The sequence below is a fragment of the Micromonospora sp. DT68 genome, assembly GCF_049847245.1.
GTDB lineage: Bacteria > Actinomycetota > Actinomycetes > Mycobacteriales > Micromonosporaceae > Micromonospora > Micromonospora profundi.
Map to the genome: position 1 here is coordinate 255,320 of NZ_JBNCNZ010000001.1, position 14,917 is coordinate 270,236.

At 72.4% G+C, this 14,917-nt stretch carries 13 protein-coding genes and 1 tRNA gene; 8 read left to right on the forward strand and 6 right to left on the reverse strand.

All coding sequences use genetic code 11. The features are described 5' to 3' along the window. Nucleotides 1–27: 27 nt before the first annotated feature. From ACPXB1_RS01315 to ACPXB1_RS01350, 8 genes are all read left to right on the forward strand, one after another. Complete coding sequence (locus ACPXB1_RS01315; protein ID WP_355592674.1) at nt 28–2,370, forward strand: GGDEF domain-containing protein; 2,343 nt, start codon at nt 28–30, stop codon at nt 2,368–2,370. A 9-nt stretch (nt 2,371–2,379) separates the two neighbouring features. Further along, a complete protein-coding gene (locus tag ACPXB1_RS01320) occupies nt 2,380–3,342 on the forward strand; it encodes a UTP--glucose-1-phosphate uridylyltransferase (RefSeq protein ID WP_355592672.1) in 963 nt (320 codons plus the stop codon). Beyond that, nucleotides 3,339–4,652 (forward strand): gephyrin-like molybdotransferase Glp, encoded by a 1,314-nt coding sequence (gene glp, locus ACPXB1_RS01325; RefSeq protein WP_425734691.1) that lies wholly within the window; start codon nt 3,339–3,341, stop codon nt 4,650–4,652. Before ACPXB1_RS01320 ends, glp begins: the two co-directional genes overlap by 4 nt. Nucleotides 4,653–4,758: 106 nt before the next feature. Beyond that, a complete protein-coding gene (locus ACPXB1_RS01330; RefSeq protein ID WP_355592668.1) occupies nt 4,759–5,409 on the forward strand; it encodes a GNAT family N-acetyltransferase in 651 nt (216 codons plus the stop codon). 176 nt (nt 5,410–5,585) lie between these two features. Continuing rightward, entirely contained in the window at nt 5,586–6,368 is a 783-nt protein-coding gene (locus tag ACPXB1_RS01335) for a divisome protein SepX/GlpR (protein WP_197281626.1), read from the forward strand. A 256-nt stretch (nt 6,369–6,624) separates the two neighbouring features. Beyond that, nucleotides 6,625–6,701: transfer RNA gene (locus ACPXB1_RS01340), tRNA-Ala, on the forward strand. Nucleotides 6,702–6,960: 259 nt separating this feature from the next. Further along, nucleotides 6,961–7,281 (forward strand): ArsR/SmtB family transcription factor, encoded by a 321-nt coding sequence (locus ACPXB1_RS01345; protein WP_355592666.1) that lies wholly within the window; start codon nt 6,961–6,963, stop codon nt 7,279–7,281. Beyond that, the gene (locus tag ACPXB1_RS01350) at nt 7,278–7,760 is read left to right on the forward strand and encodes an SRPBCC family protein (protein ID WP_355592665.1); all 483 of its coding nucleotides are present in this window, start codon (nt 7,278–7,280) and stop codon (nt 7,758–7,760) included. Before ACPXB1_RS01345 ends, ACPXB1_RS01350 begins: the two co-directional genes overlap by 4 nt. A gap of 101 nt (nt 7,761–7,861) precedes the next feature. Here ACPXB1_RS01350 and ACPXB1_RS01355 read toward each other — a convergent pair whose 3' ends face one another. From ACPXB1_RS01355 to ACPXB1_RS01380, 6 genes are all read right to left on the reverse strand, one after another. Then, on the reverse strand, nt 7,862–8,971 hold the full coding sequence (locus tag ACPXB1_RS01355) for a DUF4352 domain-containing protein (RefSeq protein ID WP_425734692.1): 1,110 nt from the start codon (nt 8,969–8,971) through the stop codon (nt 7,862–7,864). 122 nt (nt 8,972–9,093) lie between these two features. Beyond that, the gene (locus ACPXB1_RS01360) at nt 9,094–9,750 is read right to left on the reverse strand and encodes a 4'-phosphopantetheinyl transferase family protein (protein WP_355592663.1); all 657 of its coding nucleotides are present in this window, start codon (nt 9,748–9,750) and stop codon (nt 9,094–9,096) included. A gap of 559 nt (nt 9,751–10,309) precedes the next feature. Next, nucleotides 10,310–11,095 carry a peptidase gene (locus ACPXB1_RS01365; protein WP_425734693.1) on the reverse strand — a complete coding sequence of 262 codons (786 nt, stop codon included), beginning with the start codon at nt 11,093–11,095 and terminating at the stop codon, nt 10,310–10,312. Further along, nucleotides 11,095–12,378, reverse strand: a complete 1,284-nt coding sequence (locus ACPXB1_RS01370) for a VWA domain-containing protein (protein WP_355592661.1) — start codon at nt 12,376–12,378, stop codon at nt 11,095–11,097. Before ACPXB1_RS01370 ends, ACPXB1_RS01365 begins: the two co-directional genes overlap by 1 nt. Nucleotides 12,379–12,454: 76 nt before the next feature. Beyond that, nucleotides 12,455–12,820: an MmcQ/YjbR family DNA-binding protein gene (locus ACPXB1_RS01375; protein ID WP_425734694.1), complete on the reverse strand. Its 366-nt coding sequence runs from the start codon at nt 12,818–12,820 to the stop codon at nt 12,455–12,457. Between the two features lie 371 nt (nt 12,821–13,191). Then, entirely contained in the window at nt 13,192–14,907 is a 1,716-nt protein-coding gene (locus ACPXB1_RS01380) for a dolichyl-phosphate-mannose--protein mannosyltransferase (protein WP_425734695.1), read from the reverse strand. Nucleotides 14,908–14,917: the final 10 nt, after the last annotated feature.

Sequence of the window (14,917 nt, forward strand, 5' to 3'; positions counted from 1 at the left end):
CGGAGGCGGAACTTCCGGGGGGACCGAGTGACGCTACGCGGACGGCTGACAGGAGCCTTCCTCGTTGTGGTGCTCGGGCCAGTCCTGCTCGGGGCCTTCTTCGTCGCCTCCACCGTCGCGGCCGTCGACCACAGTCGATCAATTGAGCGCCTCGCGGTCGCCGCGTCCACAGTGCGTACCTCGGTCGACGCACTCTGCCAGCAGCTACGTGCCACGGCCGACGCGGTCGCCCTCACCGGCGAACCCGCCGTCGCCGCCGGCCAGCTCATCGGCCGAGGGCTGGCCGCCGCCGTCCTGATCACCGACGTGACCGGCCAGGTCACGTACGCGTCACCGGGCGCGCCGCCGACCCCCTGGCGGGACTGCTCCGGCCCGGCAACCTCGGCGCCCGGCCCGGTCCGCGCGCTGGCCGCCCGGGTCGACCTGCACGACCGGGCCGGGGCCCTGGTGGGTACGGTGGCCGCCGCGCAGCTGGTCGACCCCGACTTCGTGGCCCGGCTGGCGGCGGTCACCGGCGTGGCAGTCACGCTGCTCGACGGAGGTGCGAGCGCCGCCAGGTTCACCCACACCACCGAGTCCCGCGAGGTACGCGACGCGGTGCTGGCCGCCGCCAAGACCACCGACGGCGAACGGGTCACGGAGACCACCGACGGCCGGTACGTGCGGCGGATCGGGCCGTCAAGCGGGCAGCCGCTGCCGCTGGTGCTCTCGGTGCCCAGCGAGCGGCCACCCGGTCTGCCCGTCACGCTGGCCGGCGCGGTCGTGCTGGCCGGGCTGCTCGCCGTGCTGGCCGCCTGGCGGCTGGCCCGGGTGACCACCCGACCGCTTGTGGAGTTGGCCGGTGCCGTGGACCGGGTGGCGCACGGCGACCTGACCGCCCGGGTGCCGGTGCGCAGCAGGGACGAGCTGGGCCGCCTGGCCGTCGCGTTCAACCGGATGACCCGGGAGACCGGGTCGTACGTCGCTGCGCTCACCAGCAGCCGCGACCAGTTGCGCGGGCACCTGGCGGTGCTGGGCGACACCCTGGCCAGCACCCATGACCTGCAACGCATCCTGCGGGTGATCCTGCACAGCGCCATCGCGGCCACCGGTGCGCGGGCCGGCGCGGTGCTGCTCGTGGAATCCGGCGGGGTGCTCGTTGCCCAGTGCAGCGAAGGGCTGGACGGGCGCTGGCCGGCGGAGGACCAGGAGGGCCCGGAGCCGCTGCGGGTGCCGGTGGGCGTCGGCGTGGTGGGCGCGGTTGCCGCAACCGGTGTGCCGCAGCGGGGGCGCGTGGAGGCGACCGAGGCCCCGACGGGGGAGCCACGCTGCCGAACGTACGTGGCGGTGCCGTTCGCCACCCCGGGCGGCGGACCGGCGACCGGCTCGCGTGGAACGGTGGTGGAGGCCGACGAGACCGACGAGGCAGGCGCGCCGGCGGCGGCGCTCGGTGTGCTTGCCCTCTACGACCGGCTGGGCGCCGACGAGTTCGACGACGACGACCTCGTCACCCTGCGCACCTTCGCCGGGCACGCGGCAGTGGCGGTGGACAACGTCCGGGTGCACGAGGAGGCGCAGCGGCTCTCCCTCACCGATCCGCTCACCGGGCTGTGGAACTACCGCTACCTGAGCGAGTCGATCCGGCGGGAGGTGGAGAGGGCCAGCCGGTTCGGCCGGATGCTCAGCGTGCTCGCCCTCGACCTGGACCGCTTCAAGGACGTCAACGACACGTACGGGCACGCGGCGGGGGACACGGTGCTTGCCGAGTTCGCCCAGCGGGTGCGCGGCGAGATCCGCGAGGTGGACCTCGCCTTCCGGCAGGGCGGCGAGGAGTTCGTGCTGCTCCTGCCTGAGACCGACGCCCGGGGTGCGGCGATCGTCGCGGAACGGCTGGGCGCGGCGGTACGGGAGACGCCGGTGGCCGTCGAGGCGTACGCCGGGCCGGTCGTGGTGACCGTGTCGGTGGGCATCGCCGTCTACCCGCACCACGGCACCACCGGACGGGAGGTGCTGGAAGCCGCCGACGACGCCCTGTACGCGGCCAAGGCGGCCGGTCGGGACACCTATCGGGTCGCCGAGATCCGCCCCGACGTGCCGATGTGCGAGATCCCGGTGTCCTCGGGCGCCGTCAGCCCACCCGACGGGCTGCCGCGCGCCGGCCAGCCCGTGCACGCCCAACGGGAGCCGGGCGGGCCCGCCCGGTCGGAGTCGGCTGCGGGCGTACCCGAATCGAACCCGCCGGGGCCGGCGCACGCCCGGCCGGAGCCGACCGACGACGCGGCCGCCACCACCGGGGAAGGCTCGCGGGCCGGCCCGGACGCCGGGCGGCCGGGGCCGGGCGGCGGCGCGTCTTCTGGGCCACACCCGCCGCGGCAGAGCCGTGGCCGATAGTCTCGCGGCATGTCGGAGCACTCAGCGAACCCCTCATCGACGGTCGCCGCAACCGGCCGTCCCCTGGCGGTCAAGGCCGTCATCCCGGCCGCCGGACTGGCCACCCGCTTCCTGCCGGCCACCAAGGCGGTGCCCAAGGAACTGCTACCGGTGGTTGACCGGCCCGTGTTGCAGTACATCGTCGAGGAGGCAACCCAGGCCGGCATCGGCGACGTGTTGCTGATCACCGGGCGGGGTAAGACGTCGATGGTGGACCACTTCGACCGTCGCCCCGACCTGGAGGCCAGGCTCGAGGAGAAGGGCGACGCGGAACGGCTGGCCGCCGTGCGTGGGCCCAGTGAGCTGGCCGAGATCTACACCGTCCGGCAGCCGGAGCAGCTCGGGCTCGGTCACGCAGTCGGGTACGCCGAGTCGCACGTCGGCGACCAGCCGTTCGCTGTGCTGCTCGGCGACGAGTTCGTCAAGCCGTCCGAGCCGCTGCTGCCGGCCATGCTCGAGTTGCAGGCCCGCACCGGCGGCGTGGTGCTCGCCTTCTTCGAGGTCGACCCGGCCGACACCAAGCGGTACGGCATCGCCTCCGTCGAGCCCGCCGAGTCGGAGCTGACCGACATCGGCGAGGTCGTCAAGGTGACAGGCATGGTGGAGAAGCCGCAGCCGGAGGACGCGCCGAGCAACCTCGCAGTGCTCGGCCGGTACGTCCTGCCGGGGAAGATCTTCGACGCGATCCGGCGGACCAAGCCGGGCAGCGGCGGCGAGATCCAGCTGACCGACGCCATGGAGTTGCTGCGCACCGAGGGCACCCCGGTGCACGCGATCGTCTACCGGGGCACCCGCTACGACACCGGCATGCCGCTGGGTTACCTCCAGACGGTCGTGCAGATCGCCGCCGAGCGCGAGGATCTCGGCACCGAGTTCCGCTCCTGGCTGGCCGACTTCGTGCGGACCGACGCGGCAGGCGGATCTGGTACATGACAGCTACGGCCGACGCCGAGGCGGCCGCGAACGAGTTGACGCCGCTCGCCGACTACCTGGGCAGCGTGCTGCGCAGGTTACGAGCGCTGCCGCCACTCGACCTCGACCTCACCCAGGCGCACGGCAACGTCCTCGCCGAGGACGTCGTCGCGCCGCACGCCTTCCCGGCCTTCGACCAGGCGGCCGTGGACGGGTACGCGGCCCGCTGGGAGGACATCTCCGGAGGGGGCCGGGGTCCGAGCTACATCCCGGCCCCCTCCGGTACGCCCGGTGGGCGGACCATCCGGCTCAACGTGGTCGGCGACCTGGGCGCGGCGAGCTGGCGACCGGTGCGGCTCACCCCGGGCTCGTGCTTCTCGGTGGCCGCCGGGGCGCCGCTGCCGGTCGCCGCCGACGTCGTGGTCCCTGTCGAATGGACCGACCAGGGCATGGCCGCCGTCGAGATCTTCCGCGCCCCCAAGCGGGGGTACGGGGTGCGCCGCGCCGGTGAGGAGTTGGCCGCCGGCACCCTGCTCGCCCGTGCCGGCACGTACGTCTCCCCGGCGCTGGTAGCGGTCTTCGCCGCCACCGGCATCGGGCACGTGGTGGTCCGGCCCAGCCCACGGGTCGTCATCGTGGCCACCGGCGACGAGCTTGTCGACGTCGGCCGGGGCAGCCAGCCCGGGCAGGTGGTGGACGCCAACTCGCACGCGCTGACCGCAGCCGCTGCCGAGGTGGGCGCCCTGGCGTACCGGGTGGGCATCTGCGACGACGACCCGGAAGGGCTGCGCGGGCTTCTGGAGGACCAGACCCTGCGCGCCGACCTGATCATCACGACGGGCGGTACCGGCACCGGTCCCGGCGACATGGTGCGCCGGATCCTGTCCCGCCGTGAGGGTGGCCGGGCCGGCCCTGTCACCTTCACCGATGTGGCGCTCTATCCGGGCACCGCGCTCGGCTTCGGCACTGTCAGCGCGGAGGAGGTGCCGGTGGTCTGCCTGCCCGGCGATCCCGGCGCGGCGCTTATCGGCTTCGAGGTGCTGGCGCGTCCCGCCATCCAACTGCTCGCCGGCGCCGAGCCGGTGTTCCGTCCCAGCGTCCGCGCGCACCTGCTGGAGACCGTGTCGTCCCCGGGTGGGCTACGGGAGTTCCGGCCCGCGCACGTCGCCGAGCGGCGTGGCGGCGGGTACACGGTGCAGCCGCTCAGCGGCGGGCCGTTCACACTGTCCGGGCTGGCCGAGGCGAACGGCCTGCTGGTGCTCGGCGAGCGGGTCACCACCGCCGCCGCCGGCTCCACCGTGGACGTACTGCTGCTCGATCGCCGTCGGTGACGGTTGCCCGATCTGCCCGCTCGCGGTCCGCTCCCGCGATGCGTGGTCGGCGGTTCATCGCGGGTCCACTTGCGCGCGACAGGGTCCCGCGCGGGAGACTGTGCGTGTGAGTCTCTTCGGACCCGCGCGGGCACCCGGCTGGCCGGCGGTGCTGGCCGACGGCCCGGTGCTGCTGCGCCCCTACCGGCGCTCCGACGCGGCGGCCTGGTCGGAGGTACGCCGGGCCAACCGGGCCTGGCTGGCGCCCTGGGAGTCGTCGCTGCCCGGCAGTTGGGACGAACTGAACTCGCCTGCCGCGTTCCGCTGGGTGCACCGCGACCAACGCCGGTCGGCCCGCGAGGGCGAGGGCATGCCGTTCGCCGTCTGCCTGCGCGAGGGCGATCGGGAACGACTGGTCGGGCACCTCAACGTGGGCAGCATCGTCCGGCGCGCCTTCTGCTCCGGGTACGTCGGCTACTGGGTGGACGCCCGGGTCGCCGGGCAGGGCGTGATCCCGACCGCGCTCGCGCTCGCCGTGGACCACGCGTTCGGGCCGGGTGGGCTGCACCGGGTGGAGGTCAACATCCGGCCGGAGAACCGGCCGTCCCGGCGGGTGGTGGAGAAACTCGGCTTCCGCGAGGAGGCGTACCACGTGCGCTACATGCACATCGACGGCGCCTGGCGGGACCACATCGGATACGCGATGACAAGCGAGGAGATCGCCGCCGAGGGCGGTCTTCTGGCCCGGTGGCACCGGGTACGCGCCAACGCCCGGTGAGCCGTCCCACGCACGGGATCGGCGCGGCGCGGTGGCATCCCGGTCGGTGAGCCGTAACCTCAAGTAACTGCAAGCTGTGGCAAGCGTTCCCCGTCCGGACGATCTACGCACCCAGGCACGATCGGTGGAAGATCCTGCGGTCGGGTGGCGGTTGCTCCGAATTGGTGACGGGAGGGGTGAGGGTGCCGACCTCGGTGCTCCTCGCCGTCCTCGCCGCCGCCGGCCTGCTCGCCCTGGCCCCGGCGTTGGTTCGCCGGTACGACGCCACCGAGCGGCTGGTGGCGGAGCGGGCGCAGTCGACGGCGCGGGTGCTCCAGCGCCGCCGACGGCGCCGCACTGTGCCCGGACGGCGACCCGTCCACCCTCCGCGCTCCCTGACCATCACTCTCAGTGAAGATGCGACTACGGGCAGGTTGGCCGCGCCGGTCTCCGCGCCCCCGGCAGCCCGCCGCTCCGGCCGGCTGCGCGCCGTGCCACCGGCCCCCAAGCGGTCCCGTCGCCGCCCGCCGCCGCGCCGACAGCACACCCCCGCCGTGTATCGCCGCCGCCGCGTGCTCGCCGCCCTGCTGCTGCTCAACTTCGTCGAGTTGATCGGCGTGCTGTTCGTCAGCCCCGGCTTCTGGATCAGCTTCTCGGTCACCTTCCTGCTGCTGGCCATGTACGTCGTCCACCTGCGGGGGCAGGCCCTCGCCGGTCGCCGTCGCCGCCGCGCCCGCGCCCGCGAAGCGGCCTGGCTGGCCGCCCGCCAGGCCGAGGTCCGCCGCGAACAGGCCCGCCGTGCCGCTGCCCGCCGGGAGGCGCAACGTCGCCTGGCCGCACAGCGCGAAGGGGTACGCCGCGCTGCCATGGGCCTCGACCGCCCCGGGGACCTGCCGGCAGCCGTCAACGGTGGCTCGGTGTCGTACCGGCGGTCCGGCGGGCTACGTGGCCGCCCCTACGAGGCCGGCCGAGGCGCCTGAGGCCCGTGGTTGGGCCGTGATCGGGCGGTGCTGGCTCTTGATCGACTCGGTTTCCTTGAAGTCGGGGTGTCGTGGCGTCCCGGATGCCCCGATTTCAAGGAAACCGAGTCGATCTTCGCTGCGGCGGCGGCGCGGTGTCGGCTTGGTGCCGGCGCGGCGGTGGGGGCGGATTCGCGGTGGAGGCCGGCGACCTGTTAGCCTTGCTGCCGGCCCGCCCGGTGTAAGCCGGGTGGGACCGAAGCCGGTTCGCCGGTGGGGGGCTGTGGCGCAGACTGGTAGCGCACCTCGTTCGCATCGAGGGGGTCAGGGGTTCAAATCCCCTCAGCTCCACCAGCAACACGTACGACAGGGAAGATCCCGCCAGCACGATCAGCGGGCACAGATCAGCGAGAATCCAGGGCCTTCGGGCCCTGTTTCCGTTTGGGCGCTCGTCGCGCGCGCCGCCGACCGGCCGCCGCTGATGGTGTTGCGGCCGCGCCCCTTCTCTGGCCAGCAGTGGTCGTCATTTCAGGGGTGATCCGCAGGCTGTCGGCCCGTCAAGGTGTTCGATGCCAGCCTTGACGCTAGCATCGGTAAGTCGTAGCTTACGTTCGTGGCGACTTACGGAGTGCACCCGGGATGGGAGGCGCTGGGAGATCCCAGCAGGCTCGCCATCGTTCAGCGCCTGGCCGACAGACCCCGCGCCGTGGGGGAGTTGGCAGATGAGCTGCCCATCAGCCGACCAGCCGTGTCGCAGCACCTCAAGGTGCTCAAGGGCGCAGGCCTGGTCGTCGACCAAGCGGTAGGAACCCGTCGCGTCTACCGGCTGAGTCCGGACGGGTTGGCCGCGCTACGGGATCAGCTCGACACGTTCTGGCGACGGGCGCTGGACGGCTACCAGGACATCGTTGAAGAGACCGAGGAGAGTCCATGACGCAAGCAGCTACGGCGGTGGTGCGCCGGCGAATCGTCGTCGATGCGCCCATCGAGCAGGCTTTCACCGTGTTCGTCGAGCGGTTCGGCGACTTCAAGCCACGCGAGCACAACCTGCTCGCGGTCCCGATCGCCGCGACCGTGTTCGAGCCGCGGGTGGGCGGGCACATCTACGACCGTGGTGTCGACGGCAGCGAATGCCGGTGGGCGCGCGTCCTCGCGTACGAGCCGCCGACCCGCGTCGTCTTCAGCTGGGACATCGGGCCGACCTGGCAACCCGAACCCGACCCGGACCTCGCCAGCGAGGTCGAAGTCGCCTTCATCGTCGAGGCGCCAGGCCGGACCCGGATCGAGCTGGAACACCGGCATCTTGACCGGCACGGCCCTGGCTGGGAGTCGGTTCGAGACGGAGTCGACAGCGACACCGGGTGGTCCCTCTACCTCGGCCGCTATCTCTCCCTCTTCGGTGGCGACAGCTAGCGAAGTTGGCGCGGTGAGGTACGGCAGTCGGGCCGCCGGGACGAGACAGCCGACCTGTTCAAGCCGGGGCCGGCCCGACGGGCCGGCCCCGCGTCACAACGTCACGGCTTCCAACTGGCGGCGAATTTGAACCTGTGCTGGTACTCCAGCGTGCCGTTGGTGTCGGGCACGTTGAACACGATGGTGCCGGTGTGGGTGGTGCCGGCGGTCAGGTTGGTGCCGGACCGCAGCGATGTGCCGCAGCCGGACAGGACCCCGGCGATCGTGCTGGTCTTTGTGCCGTCGGCGGCGATCCACCAGAAGTACAGCTGGTTGATCGAGCCGGTGCCCTCGATGACCGAAACGGTCACGTCGGCGATCACGTACATGCCCTTGTCGGGCTTGAGGCCGCTCGTCCTGCACGGTTCGGTGGAGGTGCTGAACTTGGTCACGGTGACCTTGATGACGCCCCGGTCGTCGTCGATCTGCGCGGAGTTCCCAGCCGGCATGTTCGTCGACGGGCCGCCGGTGGACGACGGGGCGGGCGCCGGCGCCCCGGGTTCGGGTATGGACTCGATCGTCCCGTTTGTGGCGCGGTTCGCACCGACGACCATCGTCACGATGCCGCCCACGCAGCACAGCAGGGCGAGCACGGCTGCGATGACCACGATGATCAGCACGGTCTTCGTTGAGTTCGCCCCCGTCGCGGGCGGTGGCATGCCGGGCGGATAGCCCGGCCCGGCCTGCGGCGGATAACCCGGCCCGGCCTGCGGTGGGTACCCACCGCCACCGGCGGGCGGATATCCACCGGCTGCGAACGGCGCCTGCTGCTGCCAGTGCGGACCCGGCGGTGACGAGTACGGCGGTGACGAGTACGGCGGAGTCGGCTGCGGCGGGGCGGCGAACGGCGGCTGTGGCGGGCCCGCGAACGGCGGCGGCTGCTGGTCGCCAGCGAATGGCGGCTGTGGCGGGCCCGCGAACGGCTGCTGCTGCTCGCTGGCGAACGACGGCTGCTGCGGCTCGTCGCTGTAGGAGGGCTGCGGCGCGGCAGGCTGCTGCGCACCGAACACCAGCGGTGGAGGTGGCGACCACGGGCTGGGCGATTCGGGCGCCGTCGGGGCCGTCGGGTCGGCGGCGGTCTGCGGCGGTGTCGCCGGGAACGGCTGGGCCGGTGGCTCCGGGTTCGGCTGTAGGGGGTCCTGCGGCCCGCTGGGGGGCTGGGGGTGGGTCAACGTACTCCTTGGCACCTCGTCAGTTGCGGTTTCGGGAACCCGCAGACGTTACCGTGCCCTGTCGAGGGTCCTGTCGATGCGCCGGATCGGCGCCTCCGCCCGGCCAGTGTGGACGATGCGACTCAGTTGAGCGGCAGGACGGCGGCGGTACGGACCAGGCCGTCGGCGACCGCGAACCGCCCGGTGATCGTGGCGGGCGGGTCGACGACGTCGGCGGCGTCCACTCGGGAGGGTGCGATTCGGGCGGTGAACGTGCCGGCGTCCGGGTCGATGCTCAGGTGGGCGTCGTGGAAGTCCAGCCAGCTACCGACGACCGGGTACCAGACCTTGTAGACGGTCTCCTTGGCGCTGAAGTAGACGACCGGCCAGGAGGTACCGGCGGGCAGCCGGGCACAGTTCTCCTCCTCCTCGGGCAGCAGCACGAGTCGGCGTACCCCGGCATTGATCTCGCGGTGTCGCTCGGCGTCCATGCCGACGGACCTGAGGTCGGTGGCGCGTGCGGCGGCGGCGGCGCAGTAGCCGCTGGTGTGGGTGATGCTGCCGACGACGCCGGCGGGCCAGACCGGCGCGCGGTCGGCGGCGGCCGGCACCGCCGCCGCCGGCAGGCCGAGGCCGGTCAGTGCCCGGCGGGCGCAGACCCGGCCGGCGGTGAAGTCCCGGCGACGGGCCTGTACCGCCCGTTCGCCGAGGCATTCCTGCTCGGCGGCGAGTAGCTCTCCGGCCCAGTCGTCGGGGCCGGCGACGGCCACGGCCACGGTTGGGGGCAGCAGGTCACGCATCGTCGTCGCCTACCAATCGGTAGAAACGGACGTCGAGCGCCGATAACCGGCCGACCGTCAACTTTCTGACTCTCACGAGGGGAGAAGCTACCGCAAAGATGTATCACCGGAGGGACGCGTCGCTCCCTCCCTGATGGCTCCGGGGGGACCACCATCAATGTTGGCCGTGCGCGGCCGCCAGTCCCGTGGACATCTGGAGAGGACATGCGATGACCGATGGTGCGGAACGGCCGGGAAGACGGGCTGACGAGCACGCCCCGACGACCCCTGGCTGGAATTGCGGTTCCTGCGGTGAGGAGTGGCCGTGCGCGACGAAACGCGGCCGGCTGCTGGCGGAATACGGGGGTGACCGGGCGATGCTGAGCGTCTACCTGGGTTCGTGTCTCGCCGCCGCCACGGAGGATCTGCGTACCGCCCCGGTCATGTCTCTCCAGGATCGCTTCATCGGCTGGATCCCGCGCCGCAGGTAAACGGCCCCGCCGCCGAACGACCCGCCGCCGAACGGCCCCGCCGCCGGTGGCTCCGCCCGAAGGCGGGGCCACCGGCTTGCGCGTGGGTCTCAGGCGCGTCGGGGACGCCGAGTCAGGGCGAAGCCGACCACGCCGGCCACCGCGGCGAGCACGCCGCCAACGCCGGTCCAGATCCAGCGCGAACCGAGATCCGGCAGCCAGGCCGCCAGCGAATCACCGTCGTCGTCGGCCTCCGGGTCTTCAGTGGGTACGGCGGTGAGCACTGTCCCCGCCTTGGTGTTCGCCACAAGTGGCGCGGCCAGCTCACCGTCCTCGGCCGAGGAGCCCCGGTCGGCGGCGACTCCGACAAGCAGGTCCACGTCGATGGGCGCGCCGAGGTCCGGCTCGGGCAGTTCCACCACGGAGAGCCGGACGACGTACGTGCCGGGCAGCGGGTCGGCCGACCACGGCTCCGCCCAGGGCCGCACCTCGCGCAGCGTGCAGCCCAGCGCCACGCTCGACGCCTTCGCGTCCACCGTCGGGGTCTGCGCCCCGGCGGTGCAGGCCTGCCGCCGCCGCAGCCCGTCGAAGACGTCGACGGTCCAGGTGGACGCGCCGGAGCGTGCCTTCGGGAAGGTGACGGTGGCGCTGATCTCGTGGACCTGCCCGGCGGTGGCAGGGAACGACCAGTACAGGTGGTCGCCGACCGAGGCGTCCACCCGTACCGGCTGTCCGGCGGTGATCGGGGTGGCGGTGAGGAACGAGGTGCCGGCGCGGGTCACCGGCGTGGCGCCCGGCGACGGCGTGGGGGCGGCGGCCGCCGCCGCAGCGGGCAGCAGCGTGGCCCCGCCGGCGGCGAGCAGCGCGACGAGCGGGCGGAACAGCGGGGTACGCATCAGTTCTCCCTCCAGGTGGCGACCCACCAGCGGGTGAGCAGACCGGCGATGAGGCCGGTGAGCAGGCCGGCGACAGTGAGCAGGGCGAGCAGCACCCAGCCCCTGCCGAGGTCGGGTCCGTCCGGGGCGGGAGCGGCGGCGACCACGTCGATGGTCAGCTCCACAGGCATGCCGGGCGTCGCGGCCGTTCCGGGGCGGGGAGCGAACGAATTGCTCACCACAAGGCAGACGGTGGTGGGCTCGACGACGGGTGCCGCACTCTGCTCGGCCGCTGTGTCGTCCTCGTCGTCGGCGGTGGCCGACCAGCGCAGCCCGGCGGAGAGCACGTCGGCGCGTCCGCTGCCGGCGTCCGCGCCTCGGACGAGTTCCCGGCCGTCGGCGGCGGTGGCCCGCAGCAGCACCCCGTAGTCCCGGTTCACCGGCCGGTCCAGAGCCATGCTCACCGAGGCGCGCAGCTCCTGCCCGGGGCGTACCGGAACGCGGTAGTAGCGGTGCTCGGAGAACGCCTCCCGGTCCGCGTAGACCCCGGGGGCGAGCAGCGGTGCGGAGTCACAGGCGCTGGTGCCGCCGACGACTGTCGGTGCCCGGGTGTGGGTGTCGGCGGCCCGCTCGACGAGCTGCTTGATTCGTCCGGTCAGCTCTTCGGCGCTCTGCGCCGCGGTGTACGTGCCGCCGGTCGCGTTGGCGATGCACAGTAATTGCCGGCGGACCTTCTCGTCGGGCGCGAGTCCGAGCGTGTCGACGACGAGGCTGGTGCCCTGCGCGGCCAGTTCCCGGGCCACCTCGCAGGGGTCCGGCGGGGCACAGGTGTCCTCCCCGTCGGTGATCAGCACGATGCGTCGGGTGGTGGAACCGGTGCCCAGATCCTGCGCGGCGGAGCGCAGCGCGAGCCCGACCGGTGTGAACCCGGTCGGCCGGAGTGTCGCCACCGCTTCCTTGGCCCGCGCCCGGTCGACCGGCCCGACAGGCACGATCTGCTGGGTGTCCTGGCAGCCGACCTTCTTGTCCTTGCCCTTGTAGGTCGCGCCGAGCACCCGGATGCCGAGCTGCGTCTCCTCCGGCAGCGCGTCCACCACCTCGTTGAACGCCTGCTGGGCGACCGAGATCCGGCTGCGTCCGTCGATGTCGGCGGCGCGCATCGAGCCGCTGACGTCGAGCACGAGTTCGACCCGGGGAGGTTCGGTCACCGGCTCCTCGCCGGCTCTCGCCGGGACCGGCCCGGTCAGCGCGGTGGTCGCCAGCAGTCCGAGGAGGACGGCCGTCGATCGTCTGAAGTTGATCACGGCCCGCAGTGTAGTGAGATCCACTTTGGACGATCATCCGGGTGGCCGTCCGGATGATCACTGCGGCGGGGCGGGGTCAGGCGGACGCGTCGAGCAGGGCGATCAGCCGCTTCGGCGCGATCTCCCGGTACGCGTCCCGGCACAGTTCGTCGATCTCGACCCAGTCGACCGCGCCGTCGAGCCGTACGCCGAGCCAACCCCGGCCACCCACGTAGGGCGGGCGGAAGAAGCGTTCCGGGTCGGCGGCGGTCAGCTCCGCCTGCGCACCAGGCGGAGCCGCGCACCAGAGGTGGGGAAAGTCGTTCTGGTGATGCCCGTCGACGTGCAGGGTGACGAAGACGCTCTTGTCCCGGACGAACCAGGTCGGTGACCCGTGACTGAGTCGCTCGGTCACCTCGGGCAGGGCCAGGCAGATCTCCCGGACCCGGGCCAGTAACTCCACAGCGCCCCGCCTCCTGTCACGATCGCCGCACCGGTCCCGGCAGGCGGTGCGGCACGGAACTGGACCCTCGCGTCAGCCCGCGGCGTCGCATGGCATCGAAGCAGATCACCGAGGCGCAGGGTCCACGACGGGTCACCCTCGGTCAACTATCGAAGGAATGTGCTGGACGCGGTGAGTATGGTCGGAAATCTGACCCAAGTCGACCCGTTGTGCCGGTGGTGCGGGGTGGTTAAGCTCTTCATGCGCGCCCCAATCGCCCGCTTCCCCCGTGGCAGGCGATCGGGGCGCGCGTCTTTGTCCAGACGGGCCCGCACGCTTCAAGCGTGCGGGCCCGTCTGCGTCGCGCTGTGCGGCGCGTCGCCTGCCGGTGCCTATATCCACCGGCCGTCGAGCCACATCCGCGACAACCAGTCCGAGTACGGGATCACCTTGCCCACGAAAATCGGATAGAAGTACGCGAAGCACAGCCCCACCAGCAGCACGTAGGCGCCGGCCGCGACGCTGCCCACCAGCCGCCGCTCGTACGCCGGGTCGCCGGGCGTCAGCCGGGCCATCTCGCCCACCTCGCCCCCGGCCGGGGCGATGAGCGCACCCAGCACGTAGACCACGGCAAGCACCAGGAACGGCAGCACCGGCGCGGCGTAGAACGAGAACATCGTCCGGCCGTCGAGGGCGAGCACGAACCAGGGCAGCAGCCCCGCCGCCACACTGAGCAGGATCGCGCCGGCCCGCCAGTCGCGCCGCGCCACGCCCAGCCACACCAGCGCCACAAGGGCGGGCAGGAACGACCACCACAGCAGCGGGGTGCCCAGCAGCAGGATCTCCGAGGCGCAACTCGGTGCGCCGCACGGTCCGTCGGTCGTGTAGTGGAACGCCACCGGACGGCCGAGCAGCAGCCACTGCCACGGCCACGACTGGTACTTGTGGGGATCGTCGAGTTGGGCGTGGAAGCCGTACGCCGCGCGGTGGTATTCGAAGAGGTTGATCAGCGGGCCGATCACCGGCGCGTCACTGAGCTTGTCGGTCGGGTACGCCGTCGACGACGCGAGCCGGTAGTAGCCGTCGTCGGAGAGCAGCCACCCCGACCAGGTGGCGATGTAGGTGACCACGATCAGCACGCCGGCCAGCACCAGCCACGGCAGTTCGTCGAGCACTGTGTCCCGCCAGGGTCGGCGGACGCCCGCGGACCGGCGGACCCCGACCTCCCAGAGGATCACCAACAGGGCGAACGCGGGCACGAAGTAGACGGCGCTCCACTTCACCGCGCAGGCGCAGCCGATCAGCACCCCGGCGGCCAGACGCCACCACGGCCACGTACGCCATCCCGTCGGCGGTCGGCCGGCCCGACCCGGCCGGCTCGTGTCGAGTCCGTCGTCGAGAGCGCGCGCCCAGCGTCGGCGGCTGGCGTCCCGGTCGAGCACCAACGCGCCGAACGCGGCAAGCACGAAGAACAGCAGGAAGATGTCGAGCAGCGCCGTGCGGGACAGCACCAGGTGGAAGCCGTCCAGGGCGAGCAGCAGACCGGCCGCGCAGCCCAGGACCGTCGAGCGGAACATCCGCCGGCCGATCCGGACCAGCAGGAGCACTGACAGGGTGCCGATGACGGCCGCCGAGAACCGCCAGCCGAACTCCGGCGAGGTGGTGATCAGGTGGCCCGGAACGGAGACGTTCGAATCGGCGTCCTGATAGCCGAAGGCCCACTCGCCGAGGCCGATCAACCACTTGCCCAGCGGTGGGTGCACCACGTACGAGGCGACGTTGTCCTTGTAGTTCCACTCGACGCCGCGGCTGATCAGCCCGTAGCCGTCCTTGGCGTAGTACGTCTCGTCGAAGATCTTGCCCTTGATGCTGGACAGGTCGACGAAGCGGAGGATCGCCGCGATGGCCACCACCACGGCGGTGGCGAGCCACGAGAACCGGTCCGCTCGGGCGTCGACTGTGGCGAACCGGCGGCGGATCACAGCGGCAGCGCCGCCGCCTTCCACCGGAGGTGCCGGTGGATCCGCCGTGGGGCCGGGCTCGCCGGTCACCTCGACCGTGTCTGCCGGGTCGGCGCTCGGGCTCTGCGCTGTCGACGCACTCGTCACCCGGCGATCG